23 protein-coding genes are annotated in these 20,612 nt (G+C 64.9%); 10 read left to right on the top strand and 13 right to left on the bottom strand.

Annotated elements, in window-relative coordinates; genetic code table 11:
* Nucleotides 1-193 precede the first annotated feature (193 nt).
* Genes ACVWWJ_RS10890 through ACVWWJ_RS10880 form a run of 3 tightly spaced genes read left to right on the top strand, consistent with a single transcriptional unit; the run spans nt 194 to nt 1,429 of the window.
* Complete coding sequence (locus ACVWWJ_RS10890; protein ID WP_456967809.1) at nt 194-1,045, top strand: ribonuclease H-like domain-containing protein; 852 nt, start codon at nt 194-196, stop codon at nt 1,043-1,045.
* A gap of 55 nt (nt 1,046-1,100) precedes the next feature.
* Nucleotides 1,101-1,259, top strand: coding sequence for a hypothetical protein (locus ACVWWJ_RS10885; protein WP_159894517.1), 159 nt, complete (start codon nt 1,101-1,103; stop codon nt 1,257-1,259).
* A gap of 23 nt (nt 1,260-1,282) precedes the next feature.
* Nucleotides 1,283-1,429, top strand: coding sequence for a hypothetical protein (locus ACVWWJ_RS10880; protein WP_456967808.1), 147 nt, complete (start codon nt 1,283-1,285; stop codon nt 1,427-1,429).
* A 155-nt stretch (nt 1,430-1,584) separates the two neighbouring features.
* Here ACVWWJ_RS10880 and ACVWWJ_RS10875 read toward each other — a convergent pair whose 3' ends face one another.
* Nucleotides 1,585-2,169, bottom strand: a complete 585-nt coding sequence (locus ACVWWJ_RS10875; RefSeq protein ID WP_456967807.1) for an FMN-dependent NADH-azoreductase — start codon at nt 2,167-2,169, stop codon at nt 1,585-1,587.
* Nucleotides 2,170-2,289: 120 nt separating this feature from the next.
* On the opposite strand from ACVWWJ_RS10875, the gene ACVWWJ_RS10870 reads away from it, so the two are divergent.
* From ACVWWJ_RS10870 to ACVWWJ_RS10860, 3 genes are read left to right on the top strand one after another with little or no spacing between them, the layout of a single operon-like run.
* On the top strand, nt 2,290-3,318 hold the full coding sequence (locus ACVWWJ_RS10870) for a LysR substrate-binding domain-containing protein (RefSeq protein WP_159894523.1): 1,029 nt from the start codon (nt 2,290-2,292) through the stop codon (nt 3,316-3,318).
* A 9-nt stretch (nt 3,319-3,327) separates the two neighbouring features.
* The gene (locus tag ACVWWJ_RS10865) at nt 3,328-4,473 is read left to right on the top strand and encodes a pyridoxal phosphate-dependent aminotransferase (protein ID WP_159894525.1); all 1,146 of its coding nucleotides are present in this window, start codon (nt 3,328-3,330) and stop codon (nt 4,471-4,473) included.
* The gene (locus tag ACVWWJ_RS10860) at nt 4,461-5,264 is read left to right on the top strand and encodes an amidohydrolase (RefSeq protein ID WP_456967806.1); all 804 of its coding nucleotides are present in this window, start codon (nt 4,461-4,463) and stop codon (nt 5,262-5,264) included. The genes ACVWWJ_RS10865 and ACVWWJ_RS10860 overlap by 13 nt, the downstream gene beginning before the upstream one ends.
* 92 nt (nt 5,265-5,356) lie before the next feature.
* Here the strand turns inward: ACVWWJ_RS10860 and ACVWWJ_RS10855 are convergent, their stop codons facing one another.
* The 4 genes from ACVWWJ_RS10855 to ACVWWJ_RS10840 all read right to left on the bottom strand — a co-directional run bounded on the left by ACVWWJ_RS10855 (nt 5,357) and on the right by ACVWWJ_RS10840 (nt 8,189).
* Nucleotides 5,357-6,409 carry a C13 family peptidase gene (locus tag ACVWWJ_RS10855; protein WP_456967805.1) on the bottom strand — a complete coding sequence of 351 codons (1,053 nt, stop codon included), beginning with the start codon at nt 6,407-6,409 and terminating at the stop codon, nt 5,357-5,359.
* Entirely contained in the window at nt 6,393-7,076 is a 684-nt protein-coding gene (mtnC, locus tag ACVWWJ_RS10850) for an acireductone synthase (RefSeq protein ID WP_456967804.1), read from the bottom strand. Before mtnC ends, ACVWWJ_RS10855 begins: the two co-directional genes overlap by 17 nt.
* Before the next feature lie 70 nt (nt 7,077-7,146).
* Nucleotides 7,147-7,650: a nuclear transport factor 2 family protein gene (locus ACVWWJ_RS10845; RefSeq protein ID WP_456967803.1), complete on the bottom strand. Its 504-nt coding sequence runs from the start codon at nt 7,648-7,650 to the stop codon at nt 7,147-7,149.
* Nucleotides 7,647-8,189 (bottom strand): DUF4865 family protein, encoded by a 543-nt coding sequence (locus ACVWWJ_RS10840; protein ID WP_456967802.1) that lies wholly within the window; start codon nt 8,187-8,189, stop codon nt 7,647-7,649. The genes ACVWWJ_RS10845 and ACVWWJ_RS10840 overlap by 4 nt, the downstream gene beginning before the upstream one ends.
* A 94-nt stretch (nt 8,190-8,283) precedes the next feature.
* Between ACVWWJ_RS10840 and ACVWWJ_RS10835 the strand changes: the two genes are divergently transcribed.
* The gene (locus tag ACVWWJ_RS10835) at nt 8,284-9,144 is read left to right on the top strand and encodes a LysR substrate-binding domain-containing protein (RefSeq protein ID WP_456967801.1); all 861 of its coding nucleotides are present in this window, start codon (nt 8,284-8,286) and stop codon (nt 9,142-9,144) included.
* Between the two features lie 28 nt (nt 9,145-9,172).
* Here the strand turns inward: ACVWWJ_RS10835 and ACVWWJ_RS10830 are convergent, their stop codons facing one another.
* The gene (locus ACVWWJ_RS10830) at nt 9,173-9,748 is read right to left on the bottom strand and encodes a 1,2-dihydroxy-3-keto-5-methylthiopentene dioxygenase (RefSeq protein WP_159894540.1); all 576 of its coding nucleotides are present in this window, start codon (nt 9,746-9,748) and stop codon (nt 9,173-9,175) included.
* Entirely contained in the window at nt 9,745-10,389 is a 645-nt protein-coding gene (locus ACVWWJ_RS10825; RefSeq protein WP_159894542.1) for a methylthioribulose 1-phosphate dehydratase, read from the bottom strand. Before ACVWWJ_RS10825 ends, ACVWWJ_RS10830 begins: the two co-directional genes overlap by 4 nt.
* 155 nt (nt 10,390-10,544) lie before the next feature.
* Here ACVWWJ_RS10825 and ACVWWJ_RS10820 point away from each other — a divergent pair, with 155 nt between their 5' ends.
* The gene (locus tag ACVWWJ_RS10820) at nt 10,545-10,877 is read left to right on the top strand and encodes a high-potential iron-sulfur protein (protein WP_159894544.1); all 333 of its coding nucleotides are present in this window, start codon (nt 10,545-10,547) and stop codon (nt 10,875-10,877) included.
* A gap of 529 nt (nt 10,878-11,406) precedes the next feature.
* On the opposite strand, the gene ACVWWJ_RS10815 is transcribed toward ACVWWJ_RS10820, so the two are convergent.
* From ACVWWJ_RS10815 to ACVWWJ_RS10805, 3 genes are all read right to left on the bottom strand, one after another.
* Nucleotides 11,407-12,846: an amino acid permease gene (locus ACVWWJ_RS10815; protein WP_456967800.1), complete on the bottom strand. Its 1,440-nt coding sequence runs from the start codon at nt 12,844-12,846 to the stop codon at nt 11,407-11,409.
* A gap of 88 nt (nt 12,847-12,934) precedes the next feature.
* Nucleotides 12,935-14,428 carry an amino acid permease gene (locus tag ACVWWJ_RS10810; protein WP_159893719.1) on the bottom strand — a complete coding sequence of 498 codons (1,494 nt, stop codon included), beginning with the start codon at nt 14,426-14,428 and terminating at the stop codon, nt 12,935-12,937.
* 216 nt (nt 14,429-14,644) lie between these two features.
* Nucleotides 14,645-15,601: a hypothetical protein gene (locus tag ACVWWJ_RS10805; protein ID WP_456967799.1), complete on the bottom strand. Its 957-nt coding sequence runs from the start codon at nt 15,599-15,601 to the stop codon at nt 14,645-14,647.
* A 133-nt stretch (nt 15,602-15,734) separates the two neighbouring features.
* Here ACVWWJ_RS10805 and ACVWWJ_RS10800 point away from each other — a divergent pair, with 133 nt between their 5' ends.
* Nucleotides 15,735-16,322 (top strand): NUDIX hydrolase, encoded by a 588-nt coding sequence (locus ACVWWJ_RS10800; protein ID WP_456967798.1) that lies wholly within the window; start codon nt 15,735-15,737, stop codon nt 16,320-16,322.
* Between the two features lie 93 nt (nt 16,323-16,415).
* Here the strand turns inward: ACVWWJ_RS10800 and ACVWWJ_RS10795 are convergent, their stop codons facing one another.
* Nucleotides 16,416-16,940 carry a 3-hydroxyanthranilate 3,4-dioxygenase gene (locus ACVWWJ_RS10795; RefSeq protein ID WP_456967797.1) on the bottom strand — a complete coding sequence of 175 codons (525 nt, stop codon included), beginning with the start codon at nt 16,938-16,940 and terminating at the stop codon, nt 16,416-16,418.
* Between the two features lie 65 nt (nt 16,941-17,005).
* On the opposite strand from ACVWWJ_RS10795, the gene ACVWWJ_RS10790 reads away from it, so the two are divergent.
* Nucleotides 17,006-18,280, top strand: coding sequence for an NAD(P)/FAD-dependent oxidoreductase (locus ACVWWJ_RS10790; protein ID WP_456967796.1), 1,275 nt, complete (start codon nt 17,006-17,008; stop codon nt 18,278-18,280).
* An 18-nt stretch (nt 18,281-18,298) separates the two neighbouring features.
* Here the strand turns inward: ACVWWJ_RS10790 and ACVWWJ_RS10785 are convergent, their stop codons facing one another.
* On the bottom strand, nt 18,299-19,258 hold the full coding sequence (locus ACVWWJ_RS10785; RefSeq protein WP_200851770.1) for an MBL fold metallo-hydrolase: 960 nt from the start codon (nt 19,256-19,258) through the stop codon (nt 18,299-18,301).
* Between the two features lie 102 nt (nt 19,259-19,360).
* Nucleotides 19,361-20,569 (bottom strand): acetyl-CoA C-acyltransferase, encoded by a 1,209-nt coding sequence (locus tag ACVWWJ_RS10780; protein ID WP_159893727.1) that lies wholly within the window; start codon nt 20,567-20,569, stop codon nt 19,361-19,363.
* Between the last annotated feature and the right edge of the window lie 43 nt (nt 20,570-20,612).

Raw genomic sequence — 20,612 nt, 5'->3', positions numbered from 1 at the left:
CCGCAAGCAGGCCGGTGGAAAGCCGGCCGCAGCGGCCTCTGCCCCTGTAGGAGCCGATTCATCGGCGATGGGTGCTCGCAGTAACTCTGTAGGAGCCGCTTCAGCGGCGATGGGCGCTCGCAGTAACCCTGTGGGAGCCGCTTCAGCGGCGATGGGTGCTCACAGTAACCCTGTGGGAGCCGCTTCAGCGGCGATGGGTGCTCGCCTCGCTGCGCAGGAATTGCCGCTGAAGCGGCTCCCACAGAACACGCGCATCGACCTTGCCGCGCTGCGTCGCATGGCCGGCGTGCGCGAACGGCTCGGGCAGCCACACCTTGGGCAGCCACGCCTGCCGCCACGCACCTTCAGCCGTGACGTCCCGGGTGACGAACTCACCCCAGGTCTTCGTTACCTCGAGCAACGTTTCGCCTGGCCGGATGCGCCGCCCGAACTCGACCTGACCTTCGCTCGCCTCACCAGCGCGCGGCGCGAGCATCTGCTTCACTTCGATACCGAAACGACGGGTCTGGCCGGCGGCACCGGAACGCGCGCCTTCATGATCGGCGCTGCCGACTGGCACGAAGGCGGTTTGCGCGTGCGGCAGGTCTACATCACTACGATGGCCGCTGAAAGCGCCATGCTTCGGACGTTTTCCGAATGGATCGACGCCGACACGGTGCTCGTGAGCTACAACGGAAAATCCTATGACGCTCCCTTGCTCGCCACGCGTTATCGGCTCGCGCGCATGACCAATCCGCTGGCAGGGCTCACGCACGTCGACCTCCTGCATCCCATGCGTCGCCGTTATCGGCAGAGTTGGGAGAACTGCAAGATGCAGACGGCGGAACGGAAACTGCTGCGCAGTGTTCGCGAGGACGATCTGCCGGGGTCCGAAGCCCCGCGTGCGTGGCTTACCTACCTTCGCGGTGGCTCATCGGCTGACCTGGTGCGCGTCGCGGCCCACAACCTGCAGGACGTGCGAAGCCTGAGCGGCTTGCTGGTCGAAGCGCACGGATGGGCTGCACTCGACGCGCAGGATCATTCGCCGCGCAGTAACGAAAAATAGACGCCGATCCGCGCACCCTCGGTCGAGTTGAATCGAACACTGAGGAGGCGTTGGCATGAACGAGGCGACCAAACCCTGTGACCACGACGGGTGCAATTGCCAGATCCCGGTGTCGCGCGACTTCTGCAGCGAAAGTTGTCGCATGGCGGCCGAAAGCCAGAACGTCGGCGGCACCTGCGAATGCGGCCACGCCGCCTGCCAGCAGCGACGCTGACAACACGCCAGGAGTAGCAGCACATGACAGACGACAAGAAGCAGCCGAATTCTGGCTATCGCGAAGACAACCTGAAACCGTCGCAGGGCAAGCCAAAGGTGCCCGGTGAGGGGCACCCCAAGGAATCTCAGAACGACCCGGAACAGAAGCCCGGTAAACAGGGCTCCTGAGACACAATCTCGCCATGTGGGAGCCGCTTCAGCGGCGATAGCCAGGTTGCATGAACCCAATCGCCGGCCTAGCCGGCTCGCACAGGAAGCCGGCTCTCGCAGGAAGCCGGCTCCCACAGGAAGCCGGCTCTCACAGGCTGGGTCGGCCCCTTGGCTTACGCCGCCTTACGCAGCAGGCCGCCGATCGAAGCGATCGCGCCACCGACCGCCTGGGCCTTATGGTCGTCGCTCATGGCGACGCCTTCGGCGCGAACGAATTCGATGTCGGTGACACCGAGGAAGCCGAGCACCGCGCGCAGGTACGGCTCCTGGAAGTCCATGGCAGCCGCCGGCGCGCCGTGGCTGTAAACGCCACCGCGCGACGAAGCGATGATCACGCGCTTGCCGCCCGCGAGGCCTTCCGGGCCCGTAGAGGTGTACTGGAAGGTCTTCCCGGCTACGGCGATGCGGTCGATCCATGCCTTCAGTGAGCTGGTGATGCCGAAGTTGTACATCGGCGCGCCGATGACGATGACGTCGGCGGCGAGGAACTCTTCAAGCACGGCGGCGCTTTCGGCGGCGGCCGGATCGTTCTCACCGGCCGGGAGGCCCCAGTGGCCAAGCGGCGCGGCGTGCAGATCGCGGTACGTGACTTCGACACCCGGGTGGCTCTGGACGAACTCCGCCGTGATCGCCGCCGTCAGGCCGCGGGAAACGGAATAGGCGCCGAGCGCGCTGGCATCGAGATGCAGGAGTTTCATGGGGTTATCCTCAGTCGGGACCGCGAGATGCGGGACACGGAGACGATACGCCGGCGACAATCGCCTGATTAGCCCGCCTGGAGTAGACTCATTGTTCCGAATTAGAAACGACGGATTTCGATGGAAGGCGCCCTGCAGGACCTCAACGATCTGTACTTCTTCGCCTCCGTGGTCGAGCACGGCGGGTTCTCCGCCGCGGGCCGTGCGTTGGGCATTCCCAAGTCCCGCCTGAGCAAACGCATCGCCCAGCTCGAGGACCGGCTCGGAGTCCGCCTGCTCCAGCGCACCACCCGCCGTTTCGTCGTGACCGAGATTGGCGAACGCTTCTACGCGCATTGCCGTGCCGTGCTGGAAGAAGCGCGAGCGGCGCAGGACGCCGTGGACGAATTGCGCACGGAGCCGCGCGGCGTCGTCCGGGTGAGTTGCCCGGTGTCGCTCGCCCAGAACGTGCTCGGCCCCATGCTGCCCGCCTTCCTGCTCGAACATCCGAAGGTGCAGGTGCGTGTCACCGCGACCAACCGCCGTGTCGACGTCATCGGCGAGGCCTTCGACGTGGCGATTCGCGTGCGTGAAAAGCTCGATACGGACGCCACCCTGGTCCTGCGTAGCATAGGGTTCGTGCGAAGCCTGCTGGTTGCCAGCCCGAAATTCCTCGACAGCAACGGACGCCCGAAGACCCTCGACGAGCTCGCCGCGCTACCCGCCTTGTCCATGTACGAGCACGAAGGCGCCCAGGTTTGGGAGTTGGTCGACTCCAGCGGCAAGAAAGCGGCCGTGGAGGTCAAGCCACGCCTGGTCAGTGGCGATTTTTCAATGCTGATCGCGGCGACGGTGCAGTGCTGTGGCATCGCCCTGTTGCCCGAGGATTACTGCGGTCCGTTGATTTCGAGCGGCGAGCTGGAGTGGGTGCTGCCTGAGTACACCACCGCCCAGGGCACGCTTCATTTCGTCTATCCCAGCCGCCGTGGGCTGCTGCCCGCCATTCGCAGCTTCGTGGACTTCCTCGCCGACCGCCTGCCCAAGGCGCAGGCCGAGTTCCACAAGGATTGCGACAAGGTGGCGGCCGATCCCAGCCAGGCAGGAGCGATCACCATGGCCCGCATGTTAGGATCGAGGCCTTCGGCCGCGTTTGGCCGTCCAAACGAGTAAGGATGTTCGATGCAGCTCGAAACCAAGCTTCCCAAGGTCGGCACGACCATCTTCAGCGTGATGAGCCAGCTTGCGCTGGAACACAAGGCGGTCAACCTGGGCCAGGGCTTTCCTGATTTCGAGCCGCCCGAGCCGCTGCGCGAAGCGATCACGCGGGCCATGGCCGAGGGCAAGAACCAGTACGCCCCCGGTGTCGGCATCCCTAAGCTGCGCGAGCAGATCGCCGTGAAAACCGAGCGCCTCTACGGGCATCGTGTGAGCCCCGATACCGAGGTCACGGTGACCTCCGGTGCGACCGAAGCCTTGTTTTCCGCCATCGCCGCCGTGGTGAGGGCAGGGGAGGAAGTCATCGTCTTCGACCCTTGCTACGACAGCTACGAGCCGGCTATCGAGCTGCAGGGCGCGACGGCGGTGCATATCCCGCTGACGCTGCCCACGTTCGCCATCGACTGGCAGCGCGTACGCGACGCGGTGACACCGAAAACCCGCATGATCCTGATCAACTCGCCGCACAATCCTTCGGGTGCCGTGCTTTCGCGTGCGGATCTGGACGAACTCGCCGCCATCGTGCGCAACACCAGCATCGTGGTGCTGTCCGACGAAGTTTACGAGCACATCGTTTTCGACGGCGGCGAACACCAGAGCGTGCTGCGCCACGAGGAACTGGCTGCGCGAAGCATCGTGGTGTCCTCGTTCGGCAAGACGTACCACTGCACGGGCTGGAAAGTCGGCTACGCGATTGCGCCGAAGGCGCTCACCGCCGAGTTCCGCAAGGTGCACCAGTACCTCACCTTCTGCACGTTCAATCCGGCGCAGTGGGCGTTCGCGGAGTTCCTCGAATCCACGCCCGGGCATTACCTCGATCTGCCTGCGTTCTACCAGGCCAAGCGCGATCGTTTTCGCGAGTTGATCGCGCCGTCGCGACTGAAACTGCTGGATGTGCCGGGTGGTTATTTCCAGCTGGTCGACTACAGCGCCATCCGCGACATCGACGATATCAACTTCAGTGAATGGCTCGTCCGTGAAGGTGGTGTTGCCGCTATCCCGCTGAGCCCGTTCTACGAAAGCGCCCCGGATACGCGACTGGTCCGCCTGTGCTTCGCCAAGAACGACGCCACGATGGAAGCCGCCGCGGAGCTCCTGTGCAAACTCTGACCGTCTCCCTCATCCAGGGCGCGACCCGCTGGCATGACGCCGCCGGCAATCGCGAGTACTACGGCAAGCTGGTGCGCGGCGCTGCGCCCAGTGACCTCATCGTGCTGCCCGAGACCTTCCTCTCGGGCTTCACGAACGACACCCTCGGCAACGCCGAAACCATGGACGGCACCAGCGTGGCGTGGATGCGCGCGCTGGCCACCGAGGTGAACGCCACGCTCGCCGGTAGCCTGGTGATTCGCGAAGGTGACACGGTGTTCAACCGGTTGATCTGGGCCTCGCCGGACGGCTCGATGGCGTACTACGACAAGCGGCACCTGTTCCGCATGGCAGGCGAGCACACGCGGTATGGCGGTGGCAACGAGCGGCTCATCGTGGAACTGAAGGGTTGGCGCATCCTGCCGCAGGTCTGCTACGACCTGCGTTTTCCGGTGTGGCTGCGCAACGGTCGTCGTGAAGAGGCTGCCGGCGGCATGGACTATGACCTCGCGCTGTTCGTCGCCAACTGGCCTGCGCCACGCCGCCAGCCCTGGCGCACGCTGCTGCGCGCGCGGGCTATCGAAAATCTCGCGTATGTCATCGGCGTGAACCGCGTCGGTGTGGACGGTAACGACCTGCCTTATGCGGGCGACAGCTGCGTCATCGATCCCGTCGGCGAGCCGTTGGTGGAACTGGGTCCGCAGGAGCAGGTGATCACCGTGGTGCTCGACCCCGCACCGCTGAAGGCACACCGCGACCGCTTCCCGGCCTGGATGGACGCCGACCGCTTCTCGCTAGACACCTCAGCCTGATCGAAGGCGTGCCGTTGTAGGAACCGATTCATCGGCGAACGGGTGCTGGCCGAAACCTGGCCCCTTGTGGGAGCCGATTCATCGGCGATGCTTTACCTCGCAGGCTCAAAAGGCACAGCCGCCCCAGCCTTCAACCCCTGACGCCACGCCGCCAGCTTCCCCTCGATGCCTTCGCCCACGGCAATCTGCGGCTCCGACGCCTGCAATGAGTCCTTCTTTTCCCACGCGGCGATTTCCGTCTTCGCCTGGCCAAAGGCCTCGACGAAGTCCGGTGTGTTGCTCAGCCCGTCGACCAGCCACGCGCGGCCGAAGTAGGTGATGTCCGAGTCGACGCCGCAGCCGAACGAGGTGCGATCCGTGCGCGCCGATGTCATGACCAGTGTGCCCGGCCCGCTTAGCTTCGGAACGAAGCCGCCGGAGTAACAGGCGTTGACCACGACGACCTTCCATCGGAACGCATGGCGTTTGAGGATCTCCGCCAGGCCATCCGCATCGAGCTGGTCGAGGGGAATCGGGTCCATGTCGACCAGCAGGCTGTGGTCGCTGCCACCGTGCGTGGCAAGGTAAACGACGAGGATGTCCTCGCGCGGGTCCATGACCTTTGCCAGTCCGTCGACAGCGCCTTCGAGATTGGTCCAGCTCGCCAGCGGTCGCGTTGTCAGGCTGGCCGGGTTGTTCTCCAGCACCAGCGTATGCCCCGGGCTGGCGAAGCGCCTGGACATCAACGCGTCGACGTATTCGACTTCATTGCGGAAAACGTCTTGCGAACCGTCGCCACCGAAGGCGATAGCGTAGACGTTTGCCTTGCCGGGAATGCGTGGTGCAAGCGAGGCGACGGCCTTGCGCAGGGCTTCCGGCTGCGCGGTAAATACCTGTTCCGGCGTGGGCGCATCGTTCGGCCAGTCGCCGGAGTCGACGTCCACCGACGCGTCGTCGTCCGCCGTGCTCGTGGCGGCGGCAGGATCTGCCACGGTTGCCGTCCCGGCATGCGCCGGTGCGGGAGCGCCCACGGCGACAGGCGCCCGTGGTGCCGTCGGCGGCGTGGGACCGACGCGCAGCACGCCGACCGTGAGCACGGCCCCGGCGATGAAAGCCCCCAGAACGTAGATCGGCGTCCGCCGACGTGGATCAAGGTGTGATGGCATCGAAATCCGCCACGGCAGGGTGACCGGCTTCGGTCAGCGGCTGGGGCGGACGCACCAGCTGGATGGTCCGCATGCCAGCTTCGCGGGCTGCATCGAGCTCCTCGCGGATGTCGGACAGGAACAGCACCTGGCCCGGCGGAAGCTCGATCGCTTCGGCGATCTTCCGGTACGACTCGGTTTCGCGCTTGTGCCCGGTCTGCGTGTCGAAATAATCGGAGAAGAGGGGAGTCAGGTCGCCCATCTCGGTGAATCCAAACAGCAGCTTTTGTGCCGCGACCGAGCCTGAGGAGTAGACGTAGAGCTTGAGGCCCTGCGCGTGCCACGCGCGGAGCCGGTCGGCGACTTCCGTGTACATGTGCGAGGTGAACACGCCGGATTCGTAGCCCTCGCGCCAGATCAGGCCCTGCAAGGCCTTCAATGCCGTGGACTTGCGGTCCTCGTCGATCCAGCGGATCAGCAGGTCGATGATTTCGCCACGCGACGCTTCGACGATGCCGGCTTCTTTCGCCGCCTCGGAAAGCCAGTGCTGCACCTCGGCTTCGTCGGTATGCGTCTCGACGTAGGCCGGCAGATGTTTGCGGGCGTACGGGAAAAGCACGTCCTTGACGAAGTCGATCGAGCTGGTCGTGCCCTCGATGTCGGTGAGGACGGCGCGGATATCGGACATGAGGGGAGCCTGCGGAGCGGGGAGACGCCGCAGGATAAACGACGGCACGTGTAGGCGGAATGCCCGGGCGTCAGTGCAGGCTCCGGACGGTGAAGAACTCGCTGGCGATCTTCCAGCCCTCGGCGGTCTTTACCAGTTGGAGCACCTTCCAGCCAGCGCTGCCGCCTTCCCCCTGGCGGGTCACGAAGTCGAGCGAGGCCTGCGCCAGCGCGCCGTCCTGTTCGATGCGCACGTTGTCGAAACGCTGCTGGAAATGCCTGCCGCTGCGGAACACCGCGTCACGGAAATCGGCGTAGCGGCGTAAGGTTGTCGACGTCATGGGTTTCCCGTCACGTGACGGCGCGACCGCGGAAAACGGAATGTCGTCGTCGAGCAACAGGGCGCGGAATCCCGCCTCGTCGCCGTTGCTGACGCACTGCGTGTACCGCTCGAGCAGCGCGCTGATGGCCTCGCGGTCTTCGGGAGACGATGCATGGCGGGAGGGATCGGTCGGCGAGGTTGTTGCGAAAGACGGCATGGGAATCATCGAGGTGGCGAGAGCGAGGGTGAGGACAGCGGCGACGAGCGACTTCATGAACGGGTGGCCAGGTAGGGAACATGCCAGGCGTCGATGCCCGGGACCGGAGCGGGTAGCGCGTGCCAGAGCAGGAGGCGGGTCAGCGTCCAGCCTTGTGGATCCAGGGCGACAACCGCGGAGTGCAGGCCGGGCAAAGGCTGTGCACCCGCGAGGGCGAGCTGCCTGATCGAGTTCGCCGTCTCGCTTGGTGCAAGGGGTGTTGTCTCCTGGCTCGCGTAGGCGGGCGCCCGGTGCGTGTCGAAGCGTCGATAGCGCAGCACCGTCCAGGTCACGACTTCGGGCCGGCCGAACGTGTCGCATAGCGCCGCGAAGGCATCGGAGAGCAGGAATTCGCGCATGCCAGTCGCCGTACGCCAGACGTAGAAGGGTGCGTAACGGTTCGGCTGGCCGATAGCAGCGTCGGAGACGAGGAAGGCCTTCTGCTCGAGCCCGGGCATGCCGTCGAAGCCGGGACCTTTCTCGATGACGCGGCGATGGATTGGCGCCATGTCCGCCCCCTCGGGGAAGTCGAATCGGTACTGCATCGCGATCATCATGCCGGGCCTCGCCAGGAGAGACCGCCAGCGTAGTCCGTCAGACAATGCGCTAAAATCGAAACATTCCGAACGAATGCATTAGCGAGGCTAACGTATGCTCTTCGACCTGACCGCACTGCGCACCCTGGTCACTGCCGTCGACCTGGGAGGCTTCGGCAAGGCGGCCCGGCATCTGCACCGGACCCCGGGTGCCGTGAGCCTGCAGCTGGGTGGCTTGGAAGAAAGGCTCGGTAAGTCGCTGTTTCAAAAGAGCGGCCGCACGCAGACTCTGACGGAAGAGGGCGAACTGCTCGTCAGCTACGCCAGGCGATTGCTCGCACTCAACGACGAGGCGGTCCAGGCGTTCGTCGCCAGTGGGCTGCACGGAGCCGTGCGCTTCGGCATGACCCAGGACTTTGCGGAAGGCGGGCTTACGCGGGCTCTGGCGCGCTTCGGCCGTGCGCACCCTTCGCTGCGCCTCGACCTCAGGGTGGATCGCAGCGAGCCCCTGGCGAATGCCGTGCAGGCGGGAGAACTCGACCTCGCACTGGCCTTCCGTGGGCTGTCAGGCCGCCAGGAGCCTCCCCTGGCGACGATGCCCGTGGGCTGGTTCGCCCATTCCTCGCTGAACCTCGCGGCAGGAGAGCCTGTGCCGCTACTCGTCCTCGACCCGCCATGCGGTTTTCGCCAGAGCGCCATCGCGTCGCTCGACCGGGTCGGCCGCGCATGGCGCATCGTCCTGTCGAGCGGCAGTGTCTCGGCGTTATGGGCTGCGGCGGAGGCCGGTCTCGGGGTCGTGCCACGGACGGCCTTGCACGTGCCGCCGGGGCTGAAACCCGCCAGTGAGGCTTGGGGCTTGCCGAGCTTGCCGCCAACCGGGATCTACCTGATGGACCAGGGTGCCGCCGCGCCCGAAGCCGCCGGGCATCTCGCGAACGTGATCCGCGAGGTGGTCGGCGACCTGGTACGGGCCTGACGGGTACCGACCTGAGCCGCGAGGCCGGTCAGGACGCGGCGGTTTCCGTCGCCGACGGGTGCGGGTTCATGCGCGGGAAGCGCTCGGCGATGTCCTCGCCGGTGAAGCTCGCGACCCAGCCCTCGGTGTTGGTGAAAAGGCGAATGGCCACGAAGTAGGGCGATTCGCTCATGTCGAACCAGTGCGGGGTGCCATCGGGCACGCCGATCAGGTCGCCCTTCTCGCAAAGCACTTCGTACACGCGGCCCTGGATGTGCAGGGTGAACTGGCCGGCGCCCGCGACGAAGAAGCGGACTTCGTCCTCACTGTGCGTGTGCTCGTTGAGGAACTTCTGGCGGAAGGTGGCGCGATCGGGGTTGTCTGGTTTGAGGCTGATGACGTCGACGGACTGGTAACCGTTCTCGGCCATCAGGCGGTCGATGTCCGGGCGATAAGCCGCGATGACTTCGTCCTGGGTGGCGCCCGGCGCGATCGGCTGGTTCGCCTCCCACTGTTCGAAGCGCACGCCCACCGCGTTGAGCGCGGCGGCGATAGCAGCGTGGTCCGTATGGACTGCCACGGGGGTGTCGTGCTGGTTGTCGTCGTAGATACGCAGACGGCTCATGGGGAAAGCCTCCTCAGGTCAAGTTCGCAGCCCAGCAGGAACTCCAGGGCCTCGAGATGGCGGCGGGTTTCCGCCATGTCGCGGCCCCACGTATAGATGCCATGGCCATTGATCAGGTAGGCATACAGTGGCTTGCCGCTGTCGATCCAGGCGTCGACCTGCGCTTCCAGTTCGGGCATCTGCTGGGTGTTGGGGAAAACGGGAATATCGAGCACGCTTTCATGCGTGGTGTAGCCGGAGATGGCCTTTTGCAACTCCCAGCCTTCCAGACGCACGCGACCCTCTGCGGCAAATAGCCGCGAGGCAACGCTCTGCGTGCGCGAGTGCGTGTGGAGCACGGCCTGGGCCTGCGGGAAGCGGCGATAAATCTGGGTGTGCAGGCCGGTCTCGGCGGACGGCCGGTTATCCGAACCGACGGCCTTGCCATCCATGTCGATGACCATGATGTCGTCGCGACCCAGGCGCCCCTTGTCGCGGCCGGAAATCGTGATGGCAGCCAGCTCCTCATCGAGGCGCATCGAGAAGTTGCTGCTCGTAGCGGGCGTCCAGCCAAAGGCCGCCAGCTCACGGGCGGCATCGGCGATGGCATCGGCGCGCTCGGCCAGCAGGGCAGGGTCGACGTGGGGCTGGGTCTTCGACATAGGGATTTGGACGTCCAAACAAGGCGGGAATATACCACGGGGCGGAAACCGGCCCCTGCGATAATGGGAACCACTCCTTTTTGCGTGAACAGGTACGATTTCGGCCAGCACCGGCGCCGAAACGCGCCGGCTCATCATCGACGGAGGTTTTACCCATGTCGGAACACGATACGAATAATGAGGCACGCCGCCGTTTCCTCAAGGTTGCCGTTAGCGGCGTGGCGGTTGCCGGCGTCCTCGGCACCTTGCCGCGCCTGGCCCAGGCCCAGGACCTGCCGCACCTTTCGCCGTCCGATCCCACGGCCTCGGCCCTGAAGTACACCGAGGACGGCAGCAAGGCCCAGGGCAAGAAGACCCCGGGCGATGCCTGCATGAACTGCAACTTCTACCAGGGCAAGGCCGGCGCCGCCTGGGGCCCCTGCCAGCTGTTCCCGGGCAAGGCCGTCGCTAGCAAGGGCTGGTGTATCTCGCACGCTGTGATGATCTGAGGGGCGGAGGGTGAGGCGCAGAGCCTTCGGTGCCTGGACGGGCGGTGCAGAGCCTTCGGTGCCCACCCTCGCTGCTCAGACACCCCTTCGCGTTTCGTACCGGAAGGCCGCTACCGCGGCCCATGCATCCATCTGGCCTACGGCCGCTCCACTTGGCGGGAACTCGCCTCGAGGGTGGGCACCAAGGTCTCCTCGCGAGACGCCCAAGTGTATGGCGCGCCCGTGCCCCGGCGAATCACGATGGACCAAAAAAAACCAGCCCGAAGGCTGGTTTTCATCGCGCGAGACGCAAAATGCAGCTCAGGCGCGCCAGGCCGAGGAGCTGACTCGCCTGGCGCGCTGAGCGGCAATCCGGGGCCCACTGCCAAGTGATTTACCCACGGAACCGGGATCATACTCCCCTCCGGGCGCGACCGGCCAATGGCAGTTAAATGACATCCATCTTTTTGCGCATTATTTCGCAAAAACAATCGTTTAACGAAAAAACCTCACGTATTTAGCGAGGTTTTAACGAGTCATTTGAGGTGGCTTAAGCCTGATGCCGGAGGCGGCTGTGGCGGTATCCGTACGCTGCGTAAAGAACCATGCCGACAACGGTCCAGACACCCATCAACGCCCAGTTGTACCAGTTCATGAAACACAGCAAACCGATGCAACTGACGATGCCGGCGATGCACGTGAACCACACCCACGGCACGCGGAACGTGCGCGGGAGTTCCGGTGCGGTGAAACGCAGGATCAGCACGCCGCCGCACACGGCACAGAACGCGACCAGCGTGCCCATCGAAACGAGATCGCCGAGGATGTTGAGGGGGAACACGGCGGCAAGAATGGCGATGCCAACGCCGGTGATCACGGTGTTGAGATGCGGCGTGCGGTACTTCGGATGGATTGTCGTGAACACTTTCGGCAGCAGACCATCGCGGCCCATGATCATGAAGATGCGCGGCTGCGCGATGATCATGACGAGGACAACGGACGACAGGCCGATCAACGCACCGACTTCGACGACGCCACGAAGCCAGCCGAGTTCGGGATGGCTGCGGATGGCGGTGACGACAGGCTCATCGGTGCCCAGTTGTGCAAAGGGAACCAGTCCCGTCAGCACGGCGGCCATGGCGATATAGAGCACGGTGCAGATAGCCAGAGAAGCGAGCGTGCCGATCGGCATGTCGCGCTGCGGATTTTTCGATTCCTGCGCGGCGGTCGAGGTCGCTTCGAAACCGATATAGGCGAAGAACACCAGCGCGGCGCCGCGCAGCACGCCGGACCAGCCGTACTTGAAGCCGCCCTGGTTGTCCGGAATGAACGGATGCCAGTTGGCCGTGTCGACATGCTGCGCGCCGACGATGATCACGATGAGGATCAGTGCGACCTTCAGCGCCACCATGGCCATGTTGATGCCGGTGGACTCGCGGATGCCGACGTAGCAGAGCCAGGTCAGCGCAAGAGTGATGCCTACCGCAGGCAAATTGAACAAAGCACCCGTGGCGACGAGATGCCCGTCGACATAGTCGAGCGGCGCGTTCGTCAGCGCGGGCGGTATGTGGATGCCGACGTGGTCCAGCAGGCTGACGAAGTAGCCGGTCCAGCTGACGGCGACCGCGGAAGCGGAGACGCCGTACTCGAGGACCAGGTTCCAGCCGATGAACCAGGCGGCGCCTTCGCCGAGCGTGGCGTAGGCGTAGGAATAAGCGCTGCCCGAGATGGGAATCATCGAGGCGAATTCGGCGTAGCACAGCGCGGTGAACAGGCTGCAGATCGCGGCGAGAATGAACGACAGGATGATGGCGGGGCCGGCATGGTCGGCAGCCGCCACCCCGGTGATGACGAAGATGCCGCCACCGATCACCGCGCCGATGCCAAGCGCCGTCAGGCCCCAGGGGCCAAGGGTACGGCGCAGGGCGGGGCCGTGCGCGTCGTCGGGTTCGGCCTGGGGAGCTTTCTTGGCGAGTAACTGCTTGAGCATGGACGGCCCGGGAAGAAGTGACGTGGAGAGAATAGTCGCAAAAGGAAAGGCCGGCGGGTGACCGCCGGCCTTTCCCGGTTCGTTTCTATCAGCCGAGCGACTTGCGCAGCTTGCTATGCCCGTAACCGTACAAGAAGTAGATCAGCTGGCCGATGACGATCCAGCCGAGCATCAGGCGCCAGTGTTCCTCGAACGCCTGCCAGAACAGGTAGACGCAGGAGACCGCGCCGATGATGGTGATCGGCCACACGAACGGTACGCGGAAGCTGCGCTTCAGGTCCGGACGGGTGTAGCGCAGGATCAGCACGCCGATGCAGACGGTGGCGAAGGCGAGCAGGGTGCCCATCGAGACCAGCTCACCGAGCACACTGACCGGAAACAGGCCGGCCATGGCAGCCGCGGCGACACCGACGATGATCGTGCCGATGTAAGGCGTGCGGAACTTCGGATGCACCTTGGCCATGGTGTCCGGCAGCAGGCCATCTTTCGCCATCGAGAAGAAGATGCGCGGCAGGCCCATCAGCATCACGAGGATGACCGAGGACAGGCCGGTGATCGCACCGAGGATGACCAGCGCCTTCAGCCACGACAGCTGCGGGTAAAGGCCCAGCGCGGTGGCGACCGGCTCCGGCGTGTTGAGCATGCGGAACGGAGCGATACCCGTGAGCACCAGGGCCACGGCGATGTACAGCACCGTGCAGACCGCCAGCGAGCCGAGGATGCCGATGGGCATGTCGCGCTGCGGGTTCTTCGCTTCACCGGCAGCGGTCGACACCGCATCGAAGCCGACGTACGAGAAGAACACGATGGTCGCGGCGCGGAAGATGCCGCCCCAGCCGAACGCACCCGGGCCTTCGGACGCCGGGATGAACGGATGCCAGTTGGCCGGGTTGATCACCTGGATCGCGAAAGCGAGGAACAGCAGGATGACCGTGACCTTGATCGTCACGATGATCGAGTTGACGAAGGCCGACTGCGTGATGCCGACGTAGCACAGGCCCGATAGCGCGGCGATGATCACCACGGCCGGCAGGTTGATCAGCGTGCCGGTGGCCTGGATATGGCCCTCGACGAACTGGAACGGTGCCGATGCCAGCTGCATGGGAAGTTCGAGGTTGGTGCCGACCAGATGGCCGATCATCCCCAGCATCTCGTTGAAGTAGCCCGACCAGCCCGCGGCGACCGTGGCGGCGGCGAAAAGGTATTCGAGAACGAGGTTCCAGCCGACGAACCAGGCGATGTACTCGCCGAGCGTGGCATAGGAATAGGAGTAGGCGCTGCCGGACACCGGCAGCATCGCCGCGAATTCGGCGTAGCACAGGCCAGCAAGGGCGCAGGCGAAACCGGCGATGAGGAAGCTGATGACCAGCGCGGGACCGGCGTGCAGGGCGGCAGCCTGGCCGGTGATGACGAAGATACCTGCGCCGATGACGGCGCCGACACCAAGAAGAACCAGGTGTTTCGCGGTGAGTACCCGCTTCAGCTCGCCATTGTTGGCGTGTGCGCCGGTATCAATGTGCTCACCAGCGTCTACGTGCGGCGCGGCCTCGATCGGATGCGTCGCGAACAGGTGTTTCAACATGTGTCTCCCCTACTGCCGGAATGTAACCTTTTATTATTGGGACCGCCGCGTGAGTAACGGTGGACACGCAGCTGCCCTGAAGCGCTGGCACGGCACCATAGCCCAGCGGGGCAAGACCGTACAAGTTGCAATGCGAGGCACGCCAACGCATTGCATACAGGAGTTGCGGATGTCGACCATGACTTGCGGCGGTTGTGTTCAGGTGCGCCGCGATGCTCAGAAGAGCATGTTGAGCGCTACCTGCGGTGCAACAAAGTCGGACGCACTACGGCCGCCGACGGTGAACTGGACGCCGGCGATCAGTCCGATCGTGGGGCTGAAGTGGTATTCCACGGCCGGTGCGAGACTGAAGGCGCTGCTGGGGTAGAAGGTGTAGGAGCCGTCGCGGTAGGAAGTGTCGTGAACGCGAGTACCGCTAGAGCGGTTCCAGATGGCCTCGCCGACGAGGACCCAGCGGCTATTGAGCAGGTATTCCGCTGCCAAAGAGGCGTTCCACGCCTGACGTGGCTCAGCGTAGCCCCGGAACCCGTTGTACGTGCCGTAGACACTGGCGCCACGGATGCGCACCCGGCCCGGCGTGGGGCTCCACGCCAACTGGCCACGCCAGCGGAGCGCCTGACCGTTGTCCAGCCAGTGGAGCTCCTGCGCACCGAAGGCGAGAGTCGTGCGCACCGATCCATCGCCGATGCCATTGAGCGGATTGGTATCCAGGTGGTGGTGTTTGCCCGTCGGCAGCCTTTGCGCCAGCGATGCGGCGAGCACGAGGCCCGTGCCGTCAGCCTCAGGGGCCTTGAGGCGCGACTGCACCCGAAGGGTCGTGTCGCCCATGCGCAGGCCGTCGCTATGCCTGCCATCCACCGACGTGCGCGCCGCGTTGAGCGTGGCCTGCACGGAGATGTTGTCGGTGAGGCCGTAGATGATGGGTACGGCGATCTGCCACTGTCGCAGTGTCGGCTTTTCGGCGTGACGGTCGCCATTGTTCGCATACCAGCCACGCACATTGGTATGGATGAGGTACGGTTCGATGTTGACCCTGCCGACGGGCAGCGTGTTGACGGCGGGCGTGACCAGCGGGCCGGTGAAGTTAGCTTCGCCATGGGAGGTATCGGCGAGAACGGTGGCGGGGATAGCTGCGGCGACGATGGTCGCGGCGAGCCTGCGGGGAAGTGACATGCGCTTTTCCTTGCGTTTGCAGCGTGTTCTGCGGGGTGGCGGCGCGCGTCATGCGGGCCGGAGTCCATCCTAGGCAACCAAGGGTTGCGTCTGACATCGGAATCGTCTGAAAAAGACGTGCGAGAATTCCTGCATGTCACTCGCAAACCACTCCACGGATCATCCCTATCCCGTCCTGTCGGGCGCCTTCGCGCGTTACGCGGCGCAGTTTCCAGAGGAGACTGACATCGCGCGGTTCGACGAATGGCTGCGGCACCAGCCCCGCCCATTCCATCGTGAAACGCAGGACGGGCATTTCACGGGATCCGCGTGGGTGGTCAGCGCCGACGGCGAACGCGTCCTGCTGATGCACCACCGTAAGTTGCAGCGCTGGCTGCAACTGGGTGGTCACGCTGACGGCGACGTGGATCTGCCAGGCGTCGCCCTGCGTGAAGCGCAGGAGGAATCCGGGCTCGTCGATCTGGCGGTGCTACCGGCGATCTTCGACGTGGACCTCCACGCGATTCCCGCACGACGCGACGAGCCAGAGCACTGGCACTACGACGTCCGTTACGTCGTTGTTGCCCGCGGAAGCGAGGCGTTCACGGTGAACGAAGAATCACTGGAGCTGGCGTGGCGCTCCGTCGCCGAACTGGCCGCCGATCCTGAGGCAGACACGTCGCTGCGCCGCATGGCCAGCAAATGGCTGGCCAGGCAGCCTGGGGCCCTGTGGGAATCGTAGCCGCAGGTCTATCGCCGCTGAAGCGGCTCCCACACAGAGCGGCTCTCCACGGGGCAGCTCACCACGATGCGGCTGCCGCACGATGCGCCGCGGTCAGTCGGCGTACTTCGCCGGCGCCGGATGCACCGTGCCGCACTGCTTGCACGTGCGAGCGTCGACGGAGCGGTAGAACGTCTCGAAGACGGGAGGAAAGTCCGACTCGATACTGTTCAGAACGAAATATTCTTCATAGAGCTTGTGGTTGCAGTTCTCGCAGAACCACAACAGCCCATCGCGTTCGCCTGCGACGCGCCGGCGCTCCACCACCAGGCCGATCGAGTCAGGCATGCGCTGGGGCGAATGCGGCGTGCGAGCGGGCAGGTAGAAGATCTCGCCTGCACGGATAGGGATGTCCCGTGCGACGCCGTCGTCCTGCACTTTCAGCACCATCTCGCCTTCGAGCTGGTAGAAGAACTCGGGGCCCTCGTCATAGTGGTAATCGGTGCGCGCATTGGGGCCGCCGACGATCATGATGATGAAGTCGCCATCGACGATGCATTTGTTCCCGACCGGAGGTTTCAGCAGTGCGCGGTTCTCGTCGATCCAGCGCTTCAGGTCGATAGGGGGCAGCAGGCTCATGGGCGGGCACCGTCGGAACGTCGGAACATCTTACACTCACGCTCCCTGCCGATGGATCGACGCCCATGCTGTCGTGGTACCACGATCGCGTTCCCGTGCCAACGCTTCGCCCGCCGCCGGAAGGCCGGCGCGAAGCCTCGGTCGTGATCGTGGGAGGCGGGTTTGCCGGCCTTAACACCGCTCTCGGCCTTGCCGCGCGCGGCGTCCGCGACATCGTGCTGCTCGAGTCGAAGTCGATCGGATTCGGCGCATCCGGCCGCAACGGTGGCTTCGTGTTCGCTGGCTACTCGCTCGGCGAGCGGGCGCTGCTGGAACGCGCCGGTCCCGAGCGGGCGAGGGCGCTCTATAGCCGCACCGTCGATGCGGTGAACCTGATACGCGAACGCATAACTGCCCTGTCGATCGATTGCGACGCTGTCGATGCCGGTGTCGTCTGGGCCAACTGGTTCCGTGATGCCCGCCTGCTTCGTGCACGCCAGCAACTGCTCGCGGAGCAGTACGGCGCTGATTGGCAATGGATCCCTGCCGACGCCATGCATGAATTCGTGCACAGCGAGCGCTATCACGACGGCCTGTACGAGCGGAACGCGCTGCATATCGATCCCCTGGCGTATGCGCGTGGCCTTGCACGTGCAGCGGAGGCCGCTGGTGTTTCTATCCACGAGGGGTCGCGCGTGCGCATGTTGGAACGGCACGGCCCGCGCTGGATCCTGAGGGTGGGAGACGCGGAGATCGAGACCTCACAGGTGGTCCTGGCCTGCGGCGGCTATCTCGCCGGTCTCGACCGCCGCATCGATCGCGCCGTGCTGCCGATTGCCACCTATGTGATGGTCACCGAGCCGCTCGGCGACCGTCTCGCCGCGTGCCTGCGTACGCGTGCAGCCATTTACGACACGCGCTTTGCGTTCGATTACTACCGGCCCCTGCAGGACACACGGCTGCTATGGGGTGGCCGGATATCGATTCGCGATCGCTCGCCCGCCGCCGTAAAGCGCTTGCTGAAACGTGACCTCGAGCGGGTCTTCCCCTCGCTGGAGGGTGTACGGATAGAGCAGGCCTGGTCGGGGCTGATGAGCTATGCGCGCCACGAGATGCCCCAGGTCGGCACGCACGGCAACGGCCTGTGGTATGCGCAGGCTTTCGGCGGTCATGGTCTGGCGCCGACATGCGCGGCCGGCGAGGCCCTCGCGGATGCAATCGCTAGTGGCGAGTCGACCCTGGATGCCTATGCGGGTTTCGGACTCGATCCCGTGCACCGGCCGTTCGGTTATCTCGCGGCGCAGGGTACCTATTGGAAGGCGGAACTGTCGGATTGGTTCAAGTCCCGGCTCGAAGGCTGAGTCCGGGCGGCACGAGGCTCAGACAGCGCGCCGGTCCAGCCAGACGGCGATGCCCTGTGCGTTCAGCCGGATGTCGATCTTGAGCAGGTCGAGGATACCTTCGCGGCTCATGGTCACGCCCTGGCGCCTTGCGCGATCCACGTACAGATCGGCGAAGTCGGATTCGATGCGCTGTGCGCGATCGGGAGCGGCAACGTGCCGTGTTGCTATCGCGACCATGGCATCGATGGTTTCGTGAAGGTCGTTCGCGAGACGCGCGACCTCGGTGACGCGGCCATAGTGCGTGAGATACATGGCTTCGGGTTCGTAGCCGAGCATGCGATCGATCGAATGGTGTGCTGCGTCCGGTTCGAACTGCACGGGTGACGTCGTGGGAATGATGAAGGCGCCACCGGGGGAGTCGAGTTCCCGGTAGGACAGACCGAAGATATCGCCGGTGAAGAACGCGCTGGAACGATCGTCATGAATAGCAATGTGATGGCGCGCGTGGCCCGGCGTGTCCAGGCAGAGCAGGGCGCGACCCGCCAGGTCGACCACGAAGCCGTCTGTGGCTTCGACGACGCGCTCGGCCGGGACCGCCAGGATCTCGCCGTAACTGCGTCGAACTTCGTCTTCACCGTAGACGCCTGATGCGCCAGCGATCAACGCGGAGGGATCGATCATGTGTCGCGCACCGCGCGGATGTACCGCGAGTTTCGCGTAAGGCAGATGCTTCAGCAGTTGACCCGCGCCACCAGCGTGGTCGAGGTGCACGTGCGTGAGGATGACCCAGTCGATGTCTTTCGGCTCGAGGTCGGCAATCTTGATCGCGTCGAGGAAGTGCGGCAGCGAATGCGTCGTGCCGCTGTCGATGAAGGCGCCGCGACCGCGCTCGACCACGAGATACGCGGCGTCGAACGTCGGGCGGCCGAAGCCGGTGTCGATGGTGTGGATGCCGTGCATGGGAACAGCATAGTCCAACTGTGGGAGCCGATTCATCGGCGATTGGCGTTCCGGCTAAGCCGCTCCGTTGGCTTTTCGCCGCTGAAGCGGCTCCCACATGTTTCATTCGCCGCTGAAGCGGCTCCCACATGTTTCTTTTTACAGCGCTTCGAAGATGCCTGCAGCGCCCATGCCGGTGCCGATGCACATGGTGACCATGCCGTACTTCTGCTTGCGACGGCGCAGGCCGTGGATCAGCGTGGCGGCGCGGATGGCGCCGGTGGCACCGAGCGGGTGGCCGAGGGCGATGGCGCCGCCGAGCGGGTTCACCTTGGAGGGGTCGAGGCCGAGGTCACGGATGACCGCCAGCGCCTGGGCGGCGAAGGCTTCGTTGAGCTCGATCCAGTCCAGCTGGTCCTGGGTGATGCCGGTCTGCCTGAGTGCCTTGGGAATCGCTTCCTTCGGGCCGATGCCCATGATCTCCGGTGCGACGCCGGCCACGGAGAAGCCGACGAAACGGGCCAGTGGCGTGAGGCCGTGGTCCTTGATGGCCTTCTCGCTGGCGATCAGCAGGGCGCCGGCGCCGTCGGACATCTGCGAGGAGTTGCCCGCCGTGACCGAGCCGCCGAACTGGCCGTTACGGAACACCGGGCGCAACTTGCTCAGCACCTCGAACGTAGTGTCCTTGCGCGGACCTTCATCCGTGTCGATGATGCGGCGGTCTTCGCGGACACTGTGGTTGAGCAGGTCCGGGTAACGGTCGTCGAGCTGGAACGGCGTGATCTCGTCCCTGAACTCACCTGCGGCGATGGCGGCGAAGGCGCGCTCGTGCGACTGCAGGGCGAAACGGTCCTGATCCTCGCGGCTGACCTTCCAGCGCTCGGCGACCTTCTCGGCGGTGATGCCCATGCCGAAGGCGATGGCGCGGTTTTCGTCGTTCTCAAAGATCGCCGGGTTCATGGCGATCTTGTGGCCCATCATCGGCACCATGCTCATCGACTCGGTTCCGCCGGCGAGCATGAGGTCGGCCTCACCCAGGCGGATGCGGTCGGCGGCCATGGCGATGGCCTGCACGCCGGACGAGCAGAAACGGTTGATCGTGACGCCCGGCACCTGTTCCGGCAGACCGGCCAGCAGCACGCCGATGCGCGCGACATTCATGCCTTGCTCGGCTTCCGGCATGGCGCAACCGATGACGGCATCGCCGATCAGCGCCGGGTCGATGCCCGGGGCCTGTTCGATCACGGCGCGAATGACGTGCGCGAGCAGATCGTCGGGGCGGGTGTTGCGGAACACGCCGCGCGGCGCCTTGCCCACCGGGGTGCGGGTGGCGGCGACGATGTAGGCGTCTTGCACTTGCTTGCTCATGGGGTGGTTCCTTTAAGTGGGAAAGTCGGATGCGTAAGAGCGC

It is taken from the genome of Luteibacter sp. HA06, from assembly GCF_054061215.1.
The sequence above is the reverse complement of the archived record's forward strand: the minus strand, read 5'-3'. Positions and strand labels throughout refer to the sequence as shown.

Coding starts and splice junctions, on each gene's coding strand:
- ACVWWJ_RS10785 (WP_200851770.1), bottom strand. CDS start 19,258: ATGAATCGGCTCCCACAGTTGGACTATGCTGTTCCCATGCACGGCATC.
- ACVWWJ_RS10870 (WP_159894523.1), top strand. CDS start 2,290: ATGGAAGGCGCCCTGCAGGACCTCAACGATCTGTACTTCTTCGCCTCC.
- ACVWWJ_RS10825 (WP_159894542.1), bottom strand. CDS start 10,389: ATGTCGAAGACCCAGCCCCACGTCGACCCTGCCCTGCTGGCCGAGCGC.
- ACVWWJ_RS10810 (WP_159893719.1), bottom strand. CDS start 14,428: ATGTTGAAACACCTGTTCGCGACGCATCCGATCGAGGCCGCGCCGCAC.
- ACVWWJ_RS10780 (WP_159893727.1), bottom strand. CDS start 20,569: ATGAGCAAGCAAGTGCAAGACGCCTACATCGTCGCCGCCACCCGCACC.
- ACVWWJ_RS10835 (WP_456967801.1), top strand. CDS start 8,284: ATGCTCTTCGACCTGACCGCACTGCGCACCCTGGTCACTGCCGTCGAC.
- ACVWWJ_RS10880 (WP_456967808.1), top strand. CDS start 1,283: ATGACAGACGACAAGAAGCAGCCGAATTCTGGCTATCGCGAAGACAAC.
- ACVWWJ_RS10855 (WP_456967805.1), bottom strand. CDS start 6,409: ATGCCATCACACCTTGATCCACGTCGGCGGACGCCGATCTACGTTCTG.
- mtnC (WP_456967804.1), bottom strand. CDS start 7,076: ATGTCCGATATCCGCGCCGTCCTCACCGACATCGAGGGCACGACCAGC.
- ACVWWJ_RS10820 (WP_159894544.1), top strand. CDS start 10,545: ATGTCGGAACACGATACGAATAATGAGGCACGCCGCCGTTTCCTCAAG.
- ACVWWJ_RS10865 (WP_159894525.1), top strand. CDS start 3,328: ATGCAGCTCGAAACCAAGCTTCCCAAGGTCGGCACGACCATCTTCAGC.
- ACVWWJ_RS10800 (WP_456967798.1), top strand. CDS start 15,735: ATGTCACTCGCAAACCACTCCACGGATCATCCCTATCCCGTCCTGTCG.
- ACVWWJ_RS10840 (WP_456967802.1), bottom strand. CDS start 8,189: ATGATGATCGCGATGCAGTACCGATTCGACTTCCCCGAGGGGGCGGAC.
- ACVWWJ_RS10790 (WP_456967796.1), top strand. CDS start 17,006: ATGCTGTCGTGGTACCACGATCGCGTTCCCGTGCCAACGCTTCGCCCG.
- ACVWWJ_RS10875 (WP_456967807.1), bottom strand. CDS start 2,169: ATGAAACTCCTGCATCTCGATGCCAGCGCGCTCGGCGCCTATTCCGTT.
- ACVWWJ_RS10830 (WP_159894540.1), bottom strand. CDS start 9,748: ATGAGCCGTCTGCGTATCTACGACGACAACCAGCACGACACCCCCGTG.
- ACVWWJ_RS10885 (WP_159894517.1), top strand. CDS start 1,101: ATGAACGAGGCGACCAAACCCTGTGACCACGACGGGTGCAATTGCCAG.
- ACVWWJ_RS10890 (WP_456967809.1), top strand. CDS start 194: ATGGGTGCTCGCCTCGCTGCGCAGGAATTGCCGCTGAAGCGGCTCCCA.
- ACVWWJ_RS10815 (WP_456967800.1), bottom strand. CDS start 12,846: ATGCTCAAGCAGTTACTCGCCAAGAAAGCTCCCCAGGCCGAACCCGAC.
- ACVWWJ_RS10795 (WP_456967797.1), bottom strand. CDS start 16,940: ATGAGCCTGCTGCCCCCTATCGACCTGAAGCGCTGGATCGACGAGAAC.
- ACVWWJ_RS10805 (WP_456967799.1), bottom strand. CDS start 15,601: ATGTCACTTCCCCGCAGGCTCGCCGCGACCATCGTCGCCGCAGCTATC.
- ACVWWJ_RS10845 (WP_456967803.1), bottom strand. CDS start 7,650: ATGAAGTCGCTCGTCGCCGCTGTCCTCACCCTCGCTCTCGCCACCTCG.